Origin of the sequence: Gordonia malaquae NBRC 108250, assembly GCF_000344135.1 — a bacterium.
GTDB lineage: Bacteria > Actinomycetota > Actinomycetes > Mycobacteriales > Mycobacteriaceae > Gordonia > Gordonia malaquae.
Window position 1 is genome coordinate 46,188 of the sequence record NZ_BAOP01000024.1, and the last position, 15,254, is coordinate 61,441.

19 protein-coding genes and 1 pseudogene are annotated in these 15,254 nt (G+C 65.4%); 11 read left to right on the forward strand and 9 right to left on the reverse strand.

Going from position 1 to position 15,254, the window contains the following annotated elements:
- Nucleotides 1-64 precede the first annotated feature (64 nt).
- From GM1_RS15335 to GM1_RS15350, 4 genes and pseudogenes are all read left to right on the forward strand, one after another.
- Nucleotides 65-625: a hypothetical protein gene (locus GM1_RS15335; protein WP_008380275.1), complete on the forward strand. Its 561-nt coding sequence runs from the start codon at nucleotides 65-67 to the stop codon at nucleotides 623-625.
- Nucleotides 592-1,056, forward strand: coding sequence for a hypothetical protein (locus GM1_RS15340; RefSeq protein ID WP_157436070.1), 465 nt, complete (start codon nucleotides 592-594; stop codon nucleotides 1,054-1,056). The genes GM1_RS15335 and GM1_RS15340 overlap by 34 nt, the downstream gene beginning before the upstream one ends.
- 178 nt (nucleotides 1,057-1,234) lie before the next feature.
- Nucleotides 1,235-1,942, forward strand: a pseudogene (locus GM1_RS15345) (alpha/beta fold hydrolase); the annotation flags it as partial.
- A gap of 177 nt (nucleotides 1,943-2,119) precedes the next feature.
- On the forward strand, nucleotides 2,120-2,977 hold the full coding sequence (locus GM1_RS15350; protein ID WP_157436073.1) for an SDR family NAD(P)-dependent oxidoreductase: 858 nt from the start codon (nucleotides 2,120-2,122) through the stop codon (nucleotides 2,975-2,977).
- Between the two features lie 9 nt (nucleotides 2,978-2,986).
- Here the strand turns inward: GM1_RS15350 and GM1_RS15355 are convergent, their stop codons facing one another.
- A complete protein-coding gene (locus GM1_RS15355; RefSeq protein ID WP_008380279.1) occupies nucleotides 2,987-4,408 on the reverse strand; it encodes a WS/DGAT/MGAT family O-acyltransferase in 1,422 nt (473 codons plus the stop codon).
- Between the two features lie 120 nt (nucleotides 4,409-4,528).
- Between GM1_RS15355 and GM1_RS15360 the strand changes: the two genes are divergently transcribed.
- On the forward strand, nucleotides 4,529-5,170 hold the full coding sequence (locus GM1_RS15360) for a pyridoxamine 5'-phosphate oxidase family protein (protein ID WP_008380280.1): 642 nt from the start codon (nucleotides 4,529-4,531) through the stop codon (nucleotides 5,168-5,170).
- Here GM1_RS15360 and GM1_RS22625 read toward each other — a convergent pair.
- On the reverse strand, nucleotides 5,167-5,322 hold the full coding sequence (locus tag GM1_RS22625) for a hypothetical protein (protein WP_169332789.1): 156 nt from the start codon (nucleotides 5,320-5,322) through the stop codon (nucleotides 5,167-5,169). The two genes, GM1_RS15360 and GM1_RS22625, sit on opposite strands and share 4 nt — an antisense overlap.
- 31 nt (nucleotides 5,323-5,353) lie before the next feature.
- Here GM1_RS22625 and GM1_RS15365 point away from each other — a divergent pair, with 31 nt between their 5' ends.
- A complete protein-coding gene (locus tag GM1_RS15365) occupies nucleotides 5,354-5,893 on the forward strand; it encodes a maltokinase N-terminal cap-like domain-containing protein (RefSeq protein ID WP_040520323.1) in 540 nt (179 codons plus the stop codon).
- A gap of 62 nt (nucleotides 5,894-5,955) precedes the next feature.
- On the opposite strand, the gene GM1_RS15370 is transcribed toward GM1_RS15365, so the two are convergent.
- Nucleotides 5,956-7,347 carry a glycine--tRNA ligase gene (locus GM1_RS15370; RefSeq protein WP_008380283.1) on the reverse strand — a complete coding sequence of 464 codons (1,392 nt, stop codon included), beginning with the start codon at nucleotides 7,345-7,347 and terminating at the stop codon, nucleotides 5,956-5,958.
- 124 nt (nucleotides 7,348-7,471) lie between these two features.
- Here GM1_RS15370 and GM1_RS15375 point away from each other — a divergent pair, with 124 nt between their 5' ends.
- The 5 genes from GM1_RS15375 (at nucleotide 7,472) to GM1_RS15390 (ending at nucleotide 9,946) form a co-directional block, all read left to right on the forward strand.
- Nucleotides 7,472-7,804, forward strand: a complete 333-nt coding sequence (locus GM1_RS15375; protein WP_008380284.1) for an ArsR/SmtB family transcription factor — start codon at nucleotides 7,472-7,474, stop codon at nucleotides 7,802-7,804.
- Nucleotides 7,801-8,208 carry a Fur family transcriptional regulator gene (locus GM1_RS15380; RefSeq protein ID WP_008380286.1) on the forward strand — a complete coding sequence of 136 codons (408 nt, stop codon included), beginning with the start codon at nucleotides 7,801-7,803 and terminating at the stop codon, nucleotides 8,206-8,208. The genes GM1_RS15375 and GM1_RS15380 overlap by 4 nt, the downstream gene beginning before the upstream one ends.
- Nucleotides 8,209-8,371: 163 nt before the next feature.
- Nucleotides 8,372-8,647, forward strand: a complete 276-nt coding sequence (locus GM1_RS22975; RefSeq protein ID WP_244874776.1) for a hypothetical protein — start codon at nucleotides 8,372-8,374, stop codon at nucleotides 8,645-8,647.
- Nucleotides 8,648-8,714: 67 nt separating this feature from the next.
- Complete coding sequence (locus GM1_RS22980) at nucleotides 8,715-9,161, forward strand: endonuclease domain-containing protein (protein ID WP_223291392.1); 447 nt, start codon at nucleotides 8,715-8,717, stop codon at nucleotides 9,159-9,161.
- A gap of 74 nt (nucleotides 9,162-9,235) precedes the next feature.
- Nucleotides 9,236-9,946 (forward strand): Clp protease N-terminal domain-containing protein, encoded by a 711-nt coding sequence (locus tag GM1_RS15390; protein ID WP_008380290.1) that lies wholly within the window; start codon nucleotides 9,236-9,238, stop codon nucleotides 9,944-9,946.
- A gap of 5 nt (nucleotides 9,947-9,951) precedes the next feature.
- On the opposite strand, the gene GM1_RS15395 is transcribed toward GM1_RS15390, so the two are convergent.
- Genes GM1_RS15395 through GM1_RS15420 form a run of 6 tightly spaced genes read right to left on the reverse strand, consistent with a single transcriptional unit; the run spans nucleotide 9,952 to nucleotide 15,251 of the window.
- Nucleotides 9,952-10,749, reverse strand: coding sequence for an isoprenyl transferase (locus GM1_RS15395; RefSeq protein ID WP_052005432.1), 798 nt, complete (start codon nucleotides 10,747-10,749; stop codon nucleotides 9,952-9,954).
- A complete protein-coding gene (recO, locus tag GM1_RS15400; RefSeq protein ID WP_008380295.1) occupies nucleotides 10,749-11,531 on the reverse strand; it encodes a DNA repair protein RecO in 783 nt (260 codons plus the stop codon). Before recO ends, GM1_RS15395 begins: the two co-directional genes overlap by 1 nt.
- Nucleotides 11,532-11,587: 56 nt before the next feature.
- Nucleotides 11,588-12,415, reverse strand: coding sequence for an alpha/beta fold hydrolase (locus GM1_RS15405; protein WP_008380296.1), 828 nt, complete (start codon nucleotides 12,413-12,415; stop codon nucleotides 11,588-11,590).
- Between the two features lie 53 nt (nucleotides 12,416-12,468).
- Nucleotides 12,469-12,909 (reverse strand): phage holin family protein, encoded by a 441-nt coding sequence (locus tag GM1_RS15410; RefSeq protein ID WP_008380298.1) that lies wholly within the window; start codon nucleotides 12,907-12,909, stop codon nucleotides 12,469-12,471.
- A gap of 51 nt (nucleotides 12,910-12,960) precedes the next feature.
- On the reverse strand, nucleotides 12,961-13,878 hold the full coding sequence (gene era / locus GM1_RS15415) for a GTPase Era (RefSeq protein WP_008380299.1): 918 nt from the start codon (nucleotides 13,876-13,878) through the stop codon (nucleotides 12,961-12,963).
- A complete protein-coding gene (locus GM1_RS15420; protein WP_008380300.1) occupies nucleotides 13,875-15,251 on the reverse strand; it encodes a hemolysin family protein in 1,377 nt (458 codons plus the stop codon). The genes era and GM1_RS15420 overlap by 4 nt, the downstream gene beginning before the upstream one ends.
- Between the last annotated feature and the right edge of the window lie 3 nt (nucleotides 15,252-15,254).

Sequence of the window (15,254 nt, forward strand, 5' to 3'; positions counted from 1 at the left end):
CACGTGGGTTCACGCCGATCGCGGAACCGCTGAAGCGCGATGCGTCGCCGACAGCACTGGAGGAATGTTCGTCGGCGCAGCGAACGGGGCGCAGGTGGCGGCGCGACTGTTGGCGACGCAGGACGAGAAGGCGCAATCCACAGTTCTCAACGGTCCGTCGTTCAACGGAATCGAGTTGGGCGACAGAATCAGCGACATCCGCCGCGACCATCCGGACTTCCCGACGTCGTCGACACGCGACGGCGACCTGACGGTGTATCACTGGCACGACTGCGACTGGGCGTTCGCCGGCACGGGGGTTCTTGTCGAGATCCGCCCCGGCAGCGGGACGACCACGATCGACGGCATCGGTCGCGGCAGCAGTGTCGCAGACGCGACGAGGTTCTACGGCAAGCCGGTCCCCGACTCCGACAACGCCGACGGGACCCGCACCGTCGTTTTCGACGCAGGCACGGCAGACGGCACCGGGTATCGGACGAGAGTGCAGGGCGCGGGCAGCTCCGGTCGCATCCTGGACGTCGTCGTCTGCGGATGCGCAGCAAGACCCGCCCCGCAGACACCACTGCCCGATTCACCGCCACCGTCCGGCACATGCCCGACCACGGTGACCGGAAAGACGGAGTGAAGCATCCCCAGTTGGGCACGGTTCGGGTGTTCCTCGTTGCACCGGGCGATTCGATGGGCGAAGGCTGCGTGATCTCGGTGACCGGCTCCGGGGCGGTCCTGCCCGTCATCAAGGTCGGTGTCTATGACGACAGCCTGTCGTTCTACTCCCCGGCGTACGACATCACCGGGAACACCTTTGTGAAGTACAACCCCGGCCGCTACGACGGTGTGATCGTCCTGGTCCCGACTCCGACCGGCTTCGCCGATCCAGGCGTCGACGAATCGGGATACATGGGCGAGCTCATGTTCTATTACGCCGAGGCGAAGGGCCCGGGGTCGGACGGGCGGTACGTGATCGAAAAGAGCAGCAACAACTGCACGCCCGACTGCGCGGGCGGAACGATCACGAAGAAGACCCTGCGTTGGAACGGACACGACTACGCCGAGTGACGACTCGACATGATCGAGCGTAAGTCGACCTGTGGCATAGTGATCGAAACCACTGGAACGTGTTTCAGTTTCTTGCTGCCGACCGAAGGCTGGATCGATGAGTAGTACACGCCGGGACCTCGGCTCCCGTCTGCCCGCGAACGTCCGGATCCCCGACGTGGAGATCCCCGACGGCCGCATGGTCGAACTCCCCGGGCGCGGATCGACGTACGTCACCGACACCCCCGGCCCGACAGATGACGCGCCCGCCATTCTGCTGCTGCATGCGTTGTCGACCACCGGCCTGCTGGCGTGGTTCCCGAGCATTCCGGCGCTGTCGAAGAAGTTCCGCGTCATCACGATGGACCAACGACTGCACGGTCGCGGCATCGACACCGACAAGTTCACGCTGCAAGACTGCGCCGACGACGCCGCCGCGGTGTTGGACGCACTGAGCATCGACAAGGCGATCATCGCGGGCTTCTCGATGGGATCGCTCATCGCGCAGCGCGTCTGGCGACAGCATCCCGATCGTGTCGGCGGGCTCGTGCTGTGCGCCAGCACCGATCAATTCCAGACCAACACGACCGAGCGTCTGTTTCATCGCGCCATGGGGATGTCTCTCGGTTCGCCCCGTCGGCGGACACCGGCGAAAGGCGCGACTCCCCGGTCTGTCGATCCCAGAGACGACATCCACAGGTGGGCGCTCGCCGAGTTCAAGTCCACTCGCCCGGCCGCCGTCGGACGTGCTGTCGCCGCGATCGGCAGCCACCACACCAAGCCGTGGATCCGTGAGATCGATGTTCCGACCGCGGTTGTCGTCCCGTTGCGCGACAAGGCGATCCCCCCGGCCCGCCAGATGGCGATGGCACGACGCATTCCCGGTGCCACCATCCACGAGGTCGACGCGGGACACTCGTGCTGCGTGATGAACGCCGACGCGTTCGTCCCAGTCCTCATCGAGGCCACGAACACCGTCCTCGCGCGCTGGCGCGAGAACAGCACCCCCAACTGACTTCCCTCCCGCTCGGTGGGAGCGAACACGCTTCGTCGAATCGAGCAGGAGTACGCACTGAGGATGGACATGAACGCAACCCGCATCGCCGTTGTCACCGGAGCATCTCGTGGTGCGGGCAAAGGCATCGCCCTTGCACTCGCCGCGAGCGGCACCACCGTCTACGTCACCGGCCGCACCTCGGCTGACGGCCAAGCCGACCTGCCCGGCACCGTCGCGCAGACCGCGGACGAGATCACCGCCCGCGGCGGAGTCGGCATCCCCGTGATCGTCGACCACTCCGACGACGCCCAGGTCGCAGCCCTGTTCGATCGTGTCCGATCCGAACACGGCAAGCTGGACATTCTGGTGAACAACGCGATCGCGATCCCGTCGGCGCTCACCAAGAAGGGGCCGTTCTGGGAGAAACCACTGGATCTCACCGACCTGTTCGACGTCGGAATGCGCTCGTCGTACGTGTCGTCGTTCTACGCCGGCCCACTGCTCGCCGCGAACGGTTCGGGCCTGGTGGTCAACACGTCGTCGTTCGGCGGATCCTGCTACATGCACGGACCGGCATACGGCGCCGGGAAGGCCGCCGTCGACAAGATGGCCCACGACATGGCCGTCGACTTCAAACCGTTCGGCGTCGCCGTGATCTCACTGTGGATGGGGCTGCTCAAGACCGAGAGGACGATGGCAGCCTTCGCCGCGAACCCGGCCATGTACGAAGGCCTGGCCGCGACGGCGGAGAGCGTCGAGTTCCCCGGCCGAATCATCGACGCGCTGCATCGCGACCCGTCACTCATGGAGCGGACGGGCCAGGTGCTCGTCGGCGCCGAGATCGCCCAGGAACTCGGAGTCACCGACGTCGACGGCAACCAACCACCGTCGCACCGCCCATTTCTGGGTGATCCGCCGACGTTCAGCGCCGCCGTCGTCGAGTGATGACGCGGTCTACTCGACCGCAGCAGCCCCAGCTTCAGCGACTTCCTTGAGTCGAGCGAGTTCACGCGGGAAGTGCTCGACCATGGTCTGAGGATTGCGCACGCTCAACTCGGAGGCGATGATTCCGACGTGCACCACGCCGTTGTTCGACAGAACGGTGATGTTGAGGCCCGCACCGTGGAAGACCGGTCCGAGCGGGTAGAGGCCGTCGATCCGAGCACCCATGAAGTAGAGCGGGATCGGCGGTCCGGGCACGTTCGAGATCACCAGATTGTGCACCACCGGGTGCTTCTCGGCGAGGCGCAGACCAGCGTAGGCCCGGACTGCGAGTCCGAAGGTCCGGGGCGCCGCGAACTCGGCCCAGTCCTGCAACGTGTCGGCGGGAATCGCTTTGTGGTGCTCTTTGGCGTTCTTGTTGGCCTCCGTCATCGACTGGAGGCGCTCCATCGGGTCGTCGATGTCGGTCCCGAGGCGTGCGAACAACGCCGAGACCTTGTTCGCGCCGCCTTCGCGCTCCGACTCGCCGCGAACGGACACGGGAACCGACGCGAGCAGAGGCGCTTCCGGAAGTTCACCACGTTCGTCGAGGTAGGCGCGCAGTGCACCGCCGGCAACGCTGAGGACGATGTCGTTGACGGTCGCGCCGGTGGCTCGACGGACAGTCTTGATGTCCTCGAGATCCATGTCGGCGACGGCGATCGTGCGATGACCGTTGATGGTCCCGTTGAACGAGGTGCGGGGCGCGGTGAACGGCGGCGCCATCGCCGTTCCTTCGCGTGCGCGGCCGATCGTCGCGGTGATCAGCCCGACCGACGGCATCACCATCTTCGGGATCGACAGCGGACGAGCGAGCGTGTCCAGCAGTCCTCGACCGAACAGTTCCAGGCCGCCGGGGCCGCTCTCGTTGCGGGCGTCTGCGTCGGGAGCGAGCGGGGGCGCGTCCGGCTCGAGGCTGCACAGGTACGAGATGAGGTTCGAACCCGAGGCGCCGTCGACCGTCGCGTGGTGCATCTTCGAGAAGATCACCACCTTCTCGACGCCGTTCGAGTCGATGTACCCCTCGATCAGCCACATCTCCCACAGCGGCCGGTTCCGGTCCATCGGCAGTCCGGCGAGATGTCCGCACACCTCGACGAGTTCGGCGTAGGTCGCCGGCTTAGGCAGCGCCATGCGATGGAAGTGGTGATTGATGTCGAAATGGTCGTCGTTCACCCAGATCGGGTGCCCGAGATCGAGGGGAACACGCCTGATCTTGCGAGTGAACTGCGGGACCTTCCGCACTCGCGATTCCAGGGTGTCGCGCATGGCGGCGTACGAGTAGCCGCCGGGCATCGTCGTCGTGTCGAGGACGAGAAGCCCACAGACATGCATCAATTGCTCGGGGGTCTCAAGGTAGAGAAAGCTTGCGTCAAGGCCACTCAGTCGGTCCATGTCGGCGACACTACATCAGCGAACTAGAACACGTTCTACTTTGTTTGGAAAATGTGCTCACCAGCACAATCAGCACGCCAGGGCGTCCTTCGAACGAAGGATCAGTGTTCACTGAAGGTCATGGGAAATCGCTACCAGCGCATCGTGTTCGGCGACGCCGCCCGAGCGCGCCAACGGTCGGCCGGCAGCGTCGGAGCCTACGGCGGAGACATGTCAGGCGACGAGGCTCCGGTCGATGAAGGCCGTCAGGAACTCGGGTCACGCGAGCTGTCGATGCTGACGTCCGCCTTTCAACTCCATCTCGCAACGGTCACCGAATCAGGGTGGCCGTACGTCCAATACCGAAGCGGTCCAGCGGGATTCGTCCATCACCTCGGCGACAACCGGATCGCGTTCGCGGACTTCCGCGGCAACCGTCAATTCGTCTCCACCGGCAACATCGACGCGAACGGCCTCGTCGCGATCTTCGTCGCCGACTATCCACTGCGCAGTCGTCTCAAAGTATTCGGCCGGGCACACGTGTCCGACGACCCCGGACTCCTTCGCCGACTTCGCCGGGTGGACGACGGCGAGATCTCCGCGACATGCGAGCGCAGCATCGTCGTCGACGTGGAGGCATTCGACTGGAACTGCTCCCGCAGCCTCGTCCCTCAATACACGGCAGACCAAGTTCGTGAGCGGGTCCAGCCGTACATCGACCGGATAACCGAACTGCAGAGTGAGGTCGCCGCACTCCGGGCCGCTGCCGAGGAGAAGCCCTAGCGAGTCCGCTGCCGGTACACCCAGAAGCCGAGGATCGCCAGCCAGACCGGCACGGCGATCGCGAGCATCATCCACTGCTGTTGACCGACCATCATGGCGCAGGCGACGAACATCAGCACACAGGCGAAGAAGATGAGAAATCTCGGGTTCACACGTGAACAGTACCGACTACGCTCTGCAGAGATGGCAGTCCTGCATCAGGCGACGATCACGCCCACCAAACTCGAACTCGTCATCGCGCATCTCGATGCGGTCCCGTGGGGTGGTTCAGGCGAGGTCACGATGATCGGCGGATATCGCTTCGACGACCCAGCGGGCAGAGTCGGCGTCGAAGCACTGCTCGTCACGCGTGGCGACCGCGTGCTGCACGTTCCGCTCACCTATCGCGACGCTCCCCTTCCCGAAGCCGATGCGCACCTCATCACAACGATGAGCCACTCCGTGCTCGGCGACAGGTGGATCTACGACGCCGCCGCCGACCCCGTGGGCGTCGACTGCTTCACACGTGCGCTGCACGGAGATCTGGAGCAAGCCGCACTCGAGGTCCACAAAGCCGACGGGAGCGTCGTTCCGATGGACCCGCCCGTCCGGATCCGCCTCGAGGGCGCCTCGACCGGCGACACCATCCTCTTCACCCACGACCTCGCCGAACCCGCCATCGGCGACGCACGACTCGTCGCAGGCTGGGACGACGGCTTCGGCGTCGTCGCCGCGCTCGCCTGATCACAGCGCGCACGACGAAGCCCGCCACCGGAACACGGCGGCGGGCTCGGTGTCGAACGAGGTCAGGAACCGATGAGCTTGCCGCCGAGGTACTCGACGACCTTGTCCAGCGAGACACGCTCCTGGCTCATGGTGTCGCGCTCACGGATAGTGACGGCCTGGTCGTCGAGGGTGTCGAAATCGACCGTCACGCAGAACGGTGTGCCGATCTCGTCCTGACGGCGGTAACGCTTGCCGATGCCCTGGGCATCGTCGAACTCGACGTTCCAGTGCTTGCGCAGCTCCGCGGCAAGGTCGCGCGCCTTCGGCGACAGCTTCTCGTTCCGCGACAGCGGGAGCACCGCGGCCTTGACCGGCGCGAGACGACGGTCGAGCTTGAGCACCGTGCGGGTGTCGGTGCCGCCCTTGGCGTTCGGGACCTCTTCGTCTGTGTACGCATCGCACAGGAACGCCATCATCGACCGGCCGAGGCCTGCGGCGGGCTCGATCACGAACGGCGTGTACTTCTCACCGGTGGCCTGGTCGAAGTAGACCAGGTCGTCGCCGGAGGCTTCACTGTGCGTACGGAGGTCGTAGTCGGTGCGGTTCGCAACGCCTTCGAGCTCACCCCACGGGTTGCCGCCGAAGCCGAACTTGTACTCGACGTCGACGGTGCGCTTCGAGTAATGCGACAACTTCTCTTTCGGGTGGTCGTAGAGACGCAGGTTCTCCGGGTCGATGCCGAGATCGACGTACCAGTTGAAGCGAGCGTCGATCCAGTGCTGGTGCCATTCCTCGTCGTCACCGGGCTTGACGAAGAACTCCATCTCCATCTGCTCGAACTCGCGGGTGCGGAAGATGAAGTTTCCGGGCGTGATCTCGTTGCGGAAGCTCTTGCCGACCTGTGCGATGCCGAACGGCGGCTTGCGGCGCGACGTCGTCATCACGTTCTTGAAGTTGATGAAGATGCCTTGGGCCGTCTCCGGTCGGAGGTAGTGCAGACCCTCGGAGTCGTCGACGGGGCCGAGGAAGGTCTTGAGCAGACCCGAGAAGGCCTTCGGCTCGGTCCACTGGCCCTTGGTCCCGCAGTCCGGGCAGGCGATCTCCGACATCGGAACGGTGTCCGGGTCGTCGATGCCCTTCTTGAGCGCGTACGCCTCCTGGAGATGATCCTGGCGCTGACGCTTGTGACAGTTGGTGCACTCGATGAGCGGATCAGTGAACACGTCAACGTGACCCGACGCCTCCCACACGCGACGCGGGAGGATGACCGATGAGTCGAGGCCGACCACATCGTCGCGCGAGGTGACCATGGTCCGCCACCACTGACGCTTGATGTTCTCCTTCAGCTCCACACCCAAGGGGCCGTAGTCCCAGGCCGAGCGCGTACCACCGTAGATCTCACCGCACGGGTACACCAGACCGCGCCGCTTGGCGAGGTTGACGACAGCATCGACTTTGGACTGCACAGCCACGGTTTCTGATCTCCACGACGTTGGGGTTGGGAACAGTCACCAGGGTAGTCGTTGCGTGCAACACCGCATCACCTCCCTCCACACTGGAACAGCAAATGACAATCACTTCCTTTAAGATGGTGGGATGGTTCACCCGAGTCCCTCCGTGACGCCGACGACCGACCACGCGGGAAACGCAGCAGCCGCCGACCTCCTGCGCTCTCTCGCGTCGCCTGCCAGAGTCGCCATCGTCCTGAGCCTGCGCGAGCGGTCCATGTGCGTCCACGAACTCGTCGACGCGTTGCACCTGAACCAACCGCAGGTAAGCCAGCACTTGAGCGTTCTCAAGAAGTCCGGAGTCGTCGTCGGAACCCGTCGTGGCAGGGAGATCGACTACGCGCTCGCCGACGACCACGTCGCCCACATCGTGGTGGACGCACTGATCCACGCGTCAGAACTGCGCGAGGCGAAACAGTGACCGAGAAACCCGCGAAGCCGGTGACCGGCCAGCGGTCCACCAAGCAGCGAGCCGCGATCGCAGACGTGCTCGCCTCGACCGACGACTTCCTGTCGGCACAGCAGTTGCACGACAAACTGCGTGACCGAGGCGAGTCGATCGGCCTCACGACTGTTTATCGAAATCTCACCGCGCTCACCGAAGCCGCCCAGATCGACGCCATCTGGGACGGCTCCGGAGAGACGCGCTACCGCCACTGCTCGTCCGGCCACCACCATCACCTGGTGTGCAGGGAGTGCGGGACCACCGTCGAGGTCCAGGCCGACCCGGTCGAGCGCTGGGCGGCCCGCATCGCAGCCGACAACGGCTTCACCGAGATCGCACACACCGTCGAGATCTTCGGCACCTGCGCCGCCTGCTCCTGAGATCCGTCGTTATTTCCAGATCCGACGGCATAGTGCCGCCGCACCTCGGAATAGCGACCGATCTTCGGAGTATCCCCAACCATGTTGGAACCGATCCCCCGTTCTGCGCGTCCAACCTTGTATGGACGACTCCGGTGTGTACACACGCGCACAACTCCTGGCGATGGGCTACGACGACGAACAGATCCGCCGAGCAGTGCAGTCCGGCGTCCTGGTCCGACTCCGCGTCGGCTGGTACGCACCCCGCCGTCGCCCTTCAGTTCCACGGCCTCTGGGTTCCTCCAGGCCATCCTGGACTCCATCTGCGCCGGACGCCTCATCTGACTGGAAAGCTCCCCGAATGCCGTCCACTCGTCGGCCGCCTAAGAACGGCGAACGAGGCCGTCGACCCGATTCCAGTCGCCCTCAATCATGCGACTCGATGTCTCGACTCCGATGAGTGGATCGCAGTATGCGACTCGTATCGGAACCGAACGGGAGTCGGTCGCGGCGACCTCGCTGCCGACATGGGCGTCACAGGCGCGAAGGTGATCGGGATGCTCGAGAAGACCGACCGGCGATCACAGTCGGGCACGGAGAGCATCGCGAGAGTGCGGCTCCGTGCCGTCGGCTACGACGTGGTCGTCCAGCCAGCGGTCGAGGGTGTCGGCCACACCGACCTGCGGATCGGCAAACTCCTGCTGGAATGCGACAGCGTTCGTCACCACTCCTCGAAGGAGGACTACGAGCGTGACCACCACCGCGATCGCCGCGCCCTGGTCGACGGATGGATCGTGATGCGCCTGACGTATGACGACATCCTGTGCGACTGGGACGGCGTACTCGCCGACATTCGCGCGATCACCAGGGCGGACAGGCACCGCGCTCGCGGCGTCAAGGACCGGGCGATGGTTCAAAGATCGGTCGATCTGTCACTGCTCGGCGGCACTGTGCCGTCGGACTTCGATACCTAGACCGATCTTGGGAACGCCCACTCCGTTGTCAACCAACGGTTGACGTTCACAATTCGTCAACCTACAGTTGACGCATGACCGAACCGACACGCCTCGACTCCATCAACCTCGACGATTTGATTTGCGGTATCACCGAGAACTCCGACGACCCGCTGGACCGTCTCACCTCGGCGGTCCTGACCGGCGAACACCTCGACCAGATGTCCGACCACCTCGTCGGCCACTTCGTGGACGCTGCACGAGCAGCGGGCGCCTCGTGGAACGACATCGGGCAGTGCCTCGGAGTCACGAAGCAGGCCGCCCAGAAGCGGTTCACGCCCGGCGCCGCGAAACTCGATCCGAGCAAGGGCTTCGCCGCCTTCACCGAACGAGCTCGAAACGTGCTGGCCGCTGCGCACAACGACGCCAAGTCCGCCGGGAATCCGGAGGTCACCGCTGCTCACCTGGCGGCGGCACTGCTCGACGACGAGACGTCACTCGCCACGTTGCTCCTGACACGCCAAGGGGTGGATCCGATCGAGATCCGGAAGGCGGTTGCGGCGGCATCGCCGGTCGTCGACGGCGAGGTCCCTGACCTTGTCCCCTACGACGCCTCGGCGCGCAAAGCACTGGAGCTCACCTTCCGCCACGGGCTCCGGCTCGGCCACGCCTACATCGGCACCGAACACATCCTGCTGGCGCTTCTCGAAGTGGAGAACGGCGAAGGACCGCTCGCCGATGCAGGCGTCGACCGTGCCGCCCTGGAGTCGGATCTCACCGCGATGCTCGACGCGATGACTCCCTGAACTGGTCAGGCGCTGCCGAAGCGGCGGTCGCGTTTGGCGTACTCGAGGCATGCGGCCCAGAGGTCGCGACGGTCGAAGTCCGGGAACAGCTTCTCCTGGTACACCATCTCGGCGTACGCCGACTGCCAGAGCAGGAAGTTCGACAGTCGCTGTTCACCGGACGGCCGCAGAAACAGGTCGACGTCGGGCATGTCCGGCTCGTCGAGGTACTTGGCGAACGACGCCTCGGTGATCCGCTCGGGGTCGATCTCCCCGCGAGCGGCGCGGCGGGCGATCTCGCGTGCCGCGTCGGCGATCTCGGCGCGTCCGCCGTAGTTGACGCACATGGTGAGCGTCATGACGGTGTTGTTCTTCGTCAGTTCTTCGGCGACTTCGAGTTCTTTGATGACACTGCGCCACAGACGGGGGCGTCGACCGGCCCACCTCACGCGGACGCCCATCTCGTTCATCTCGTCGCGACGACGACGGATCACGTCGCGGTTGAACCCCATCAGGAACTTGACCTCGTCGGGGCTGCGCGACCAGTTCTCGGTGGAGAACGCGTACGCCGACAGCCACTTGACGCCGATCTCGATGGACCCGCACACCGAGTCCATCAGCACAGCCTCGCCGCGCTTGTGCCCTTCGGTGCGGGGCAGTCCCCGATCCTGCGCCCATCGACCGTTGCCGTCCATCACCAACGCGACGTGGTTCGGGACGAACTCGGCGGGAATCGCGGGCGGCACCGCGCCGGACGGGTGGGGGTCCGGCGGTCGGACCACAACGGGCTCCGTCGTCGTGGGACGTCGACGCAAGCTTGCCATCAGCTGACCTGACCTTCCAGGGGATGTTCATCGGTGATGATCGCGTGCGGCGCGTGCCGTTCGATCAGCGGAAGTGTTCGCAATTGCCGTTCCAGGTGCCATTGCAGATGAGCAGCCGTGAGGCCTGTCGCCTGCCGGCGTTGGGAGTCGGTGGCGGCGCTGACGTGATCCCATTCGCCGCGAGCGAGCGCGTCCATCACGTCGAGCACTCCGACCGACGGGGTCGCCGCACCTGCCGGACGGCAGTGGATGCACACCGCTCCCCCGACTGCGACGTGGAAGGCGCGATGCGGTCCGGGTTGTGCGCACCGAGCGCACACGTCCAGGGCCGGCATCCAACCGGCCGTCGACATCGCGCGCAACAGGAAGGCGTCGAGAATCCACTGACGATCACGACGGTCCTCGGCCAACGCCTGCAGTGCTCCGACCGTCAGCCGGTGCAGCTGTTTGGCAGGCGCCCGCTCCTCTCCGGCAAGACGCTCCGCGGTCTCGAGCACGGCACACGCCGTCGTGTATCGCCCGTAGTCGGCGGCGATGTCGTCGGAGAACGCGTGGAGGCTGTGCACCTGGGTCACGACGTCGAGGTTGCGGCCCGGGTAGAAGTGCACGTCGACGTGGGCGAACGGTTCGAGCCTCGCGCCGAACTTGGAGCGGGTACGACGAATCCCCTTGGCCACCGCGCGCACCAGCCCGTGCTCTGCGGTGAGGAAGGTGATGATGCGGTCGGCTTCGCCCAGCTTGTGCTGGCGCAGCACCACCGCTTCGTCGGAGTAGAACCTCACCGGGTCATTGTCCCACCCGCCACCGACATTCGGCGTATCCGACCCGCACCGGGACCTCAGTGAGCCGTGATGAACAAGTCGAGTTCAACCGCCACCCGTTCGGGTTGGTCCAGCGGAAGCAACGTCCACGCGTCGTCGACCTCGACGAGCTTCGCGTTGGAGAACTCGTGCGCCATGCGCCGCGCGTGCTCGACGGGCATCATGCGGTCCTCGGACGCCCACAACAGCAGCACCGGTCGGTCGAAGGTGACCACTTCACGGTGCCAGTCGTCGAGCACCTCGCGCGATGGAGTTCCGGTCGCGAACTTCTTGAGATCGCGCCTGATGTCGGCGTCGCGCAGCCCCGGCGCGAACCACTCGTCGAGCAGTGCGTCGTCGATCCCCCGCTTTGCGAGGCCGCCGTACGCCTGCTTTCCCCGGCGGAACATCGGTGTGCGCGTGAGCTGCATGAAAAGGGCAGGCCCACCCGGCAGTCGGCACAGTGCGACGCCGGGTCGCGCGGGTTTGGGTGGGAAGTTGTCGTACGCCTCGCATGACGCGAGGACCAGTCTGCCGATCCGGTCGTGGCGTCGCTCCGACACGATGAACTGGCCGCCGCCCCAGTCGTTGAGGACGAGTGCCACCTCGAACAGATCGAGCGCGTCGAGGAAGTCGGCGATGATCCGAGAGACTCCCGCGTGGTCGAGTGCCGCGTCGGCGTTCATCGGACGTCGGTGCGCACCGAGAGGCCACGTCGGCGCGATGCACCGGTAGCCGTCCAGGAGCGGGATCACGTCACGCCAGAGATTCCCGTTCATGAGGAGTCCGTGACCGAACACGATCACCGGACCGGATCCGGTGTCGGTGTAGTCGATCGGACCCGCGGGCAGCTCGACGGTCGGCATGTCCCCAGCGTGCAACGGGAGGACGAGCGTTGTCCACCGTTCGGACTATCGGACTACTTCTTGGCTCGCCGGTCGAGGGCGTCCTCGATCGCCTGGTCCTTCGCCTTCGCGCTGCGGCGGGCCTCCCACCATTTGGTGATGACGAGGAAACCGATGCCCCAGGTGCCGAGGGCGGTGATCAGCCAGATCAGCACTGTCGACGAGATCCAGGCCGCGGCGCCGGAGATGCTCAACGAACTCCCGACGACCGACGTGATGATCAACGACAGCAGCGTCGAGACGAGGCCGATGCCTCCCAGTACCGCCGACGCGTACTTGCGCGCCATGTTGAACACGAACGGGCCCATCACCGCCTGCATGGCGGTGAAGATCGCGACGGCGATGAAGAAGCCCTGGGCCCTGAGGTCGAATCCGTCGATCAGCCAAGCACAGACGAGCAATCCGACAGCTGACGAGACGAGACTGACGCCGACGTTCAGGAGGAAGCGAATCATGGCAGGGAGGAACCTTTCGCAGGGTCCGACGATTGTCGGAACCCTCCTATTCTAGAACCCGAGGCGACCGAGTTGCTTGGGATCCCGCTGCCAGTCCTTGGCGACCTTGACGTGCAGGTCGAGGTACACCTTGGTGCCGAGCAGACGCTCGATCTGACCGCGGGCGGCGGTCCCGACCTCCTTGAGGCGGGCGCCCTTTCGGCCGATGATGATGCCCTTCTGACTGTCACGTTCGACGAACAGGTGGGCGTAGACGTCGACGATCTCGGAACCGTCACGCGGGACGACCTCTTCGATGACAACGGCGAGGGAGTGCGGGAGCTCGTCGCGAACGCCTTCAAGTGCGGCCTCGCGGATGAACTCCGCCATCAGTACCTGCTCGGGCTCGTCGGTGAGCTCACCGTCGGGGTAGAAGGCCGGGCCTTCGTCGCACAGGGAGACGAGAACGTCCGACAAGGTGTCGAGCTGTCGTCCGGATTTCGCCGAGCACGGCACCACCTCGGCGTCCGGACCCATGAGCCGCGAGAGCGCCATGAGCTGTTCGGCGACCTTGTCCGGGCTCACCCTGTCGATCTTGGTGACGACGCCGACCTTCTTGGTCTTCGGCGCGATCGTCTGCACCTGCTCGACGATCCGGCGATCCCCGGGGCCGATCGCCTCATCGGCGGGTATGCAGACGCAGATCACGTCGACCTCGGAGTACGTGTCTCGGACGACGTCGTTCAACCGCTGGCCGAGCAGGGTGCGCGGACGGTGCAGACCCGGCGTGTCGATCAAGATGAGCTGCGCGTCGGGTCGGTTCACGATGCCCCGGATCGCGTGACGCGTGGTCTGCGGCCGGTTCGACGTGATGGCGATCTTGTCGCCGACGAGCGCATTCGTCAGCGTCGACTTGCCGGTGTTGGGACGGCCGACGAAGCAGACGAAACCGGACCGGAACTGCGGGCCGGTGGACGACGGTGTGCTCAAGCGGATTCTCCGATCGGATCAGTGTGTGTCTCAGGCAGCGTATCCCCTTGCTGCGTCTCGGCCGGTTCGTCGTCCGACCAGTCGTCCCGCCCGGCGCCGTCTGCCTGCTTCTTGGCGCGACGCACCACGACCGTGGTGATCCGCTGTCTGCCGAGCCGGTTGGGGCCGCCCTCTGCGGTCATCTTCAGTCCGTGCGACTTCACTTTGGCGCCCGGCAGTGGGACACGACCGAGCCGAAGTGCGAGGAGACCGCCGACGGTCTCGACCTCGTCGTCGTCGATCTCGATGCCGAACAGTTCGCCGAGGTCTTCGACGGGCAGCCGCGCCGACACCCGGTAGCGGTCGTCACCGAGCTTCTGGATCGGGGCCACCTCGTCGACGTCGTACTCGTCGGAGATCTCGCCGACGATCTCCTCGAGCACGTCCTCGATGGTGACGAGCCCGGCGATGCCGCCGTATTCGTCGACCAGCAGAGCCATGTGGTTGCGCTTGGTCTGCATGTCGGCCAGGACGTCGTCGAGCGGGGCGGAGTCCGGTACGAACTCGGCATCGCGCATCACGTCGGACACTGTGAATCCGGCGAGCGGGATCTTCGGAAGGATCCGTCCGACGAGATCCTTGAGGTAGACGACGCCGACGATGTCGTCGGGGTTCTCGCCGATCACCGGGATCCTCGAGTGCCCGGACCGGACTGCCAGACTCATCGCCTGCGTGGCCGACTTGTCGTTCTCGATCCAGATCATCTCGGTGCGCGGGACCATCACCTCGCGGGCGTTGGTGTCGCCGAACTCGAACACCGACTGGATCATGCGGCGCTCGTCGTCGTCGACCACACCGCGTTCCTGCGCGAGGTCGACCACTTCGCGGACCTCGACTTCGGTCGCGAACGGCCCGTTGCGGTAGCCCTTGCCGGGCGTCAGCCCGTTGCCGATGAGGATCAACAGTCGAGTGACGGGTCGCAGCAGCACGCCGATCGCGGTCAGCACCGGCGCGGCGATCAGCGCGATCGAGTACGCATGCTGCCTGCCGAGCGTGCGCGGGCCGACGCCGACCGCGATGTACGACACGAGGGTCATCACCACGATCGTCACCGCCAGACCCCACCCGACACCGATGCCGTCGACGGCGATCACGGCCACCAGGCCGGTGGCCGCCGTCTCGCACACCACACGCATCAGGACTGCGAGACCGACGTACGTTCCGCGCTGATCGAGGACCGCCCGCAGCCGTTTGGCACCGGCGCGCTGGTCCTTGACCATGTCGTCGACACGCGCCGTCGAGACTGTCTGGACTGCGGTGTCGACCGCGGCGAACAGGCCGGCGAGAACGGTCAGCGCGACGGCGGCACCGATGAAGACGATGTCGCGAGTCATATC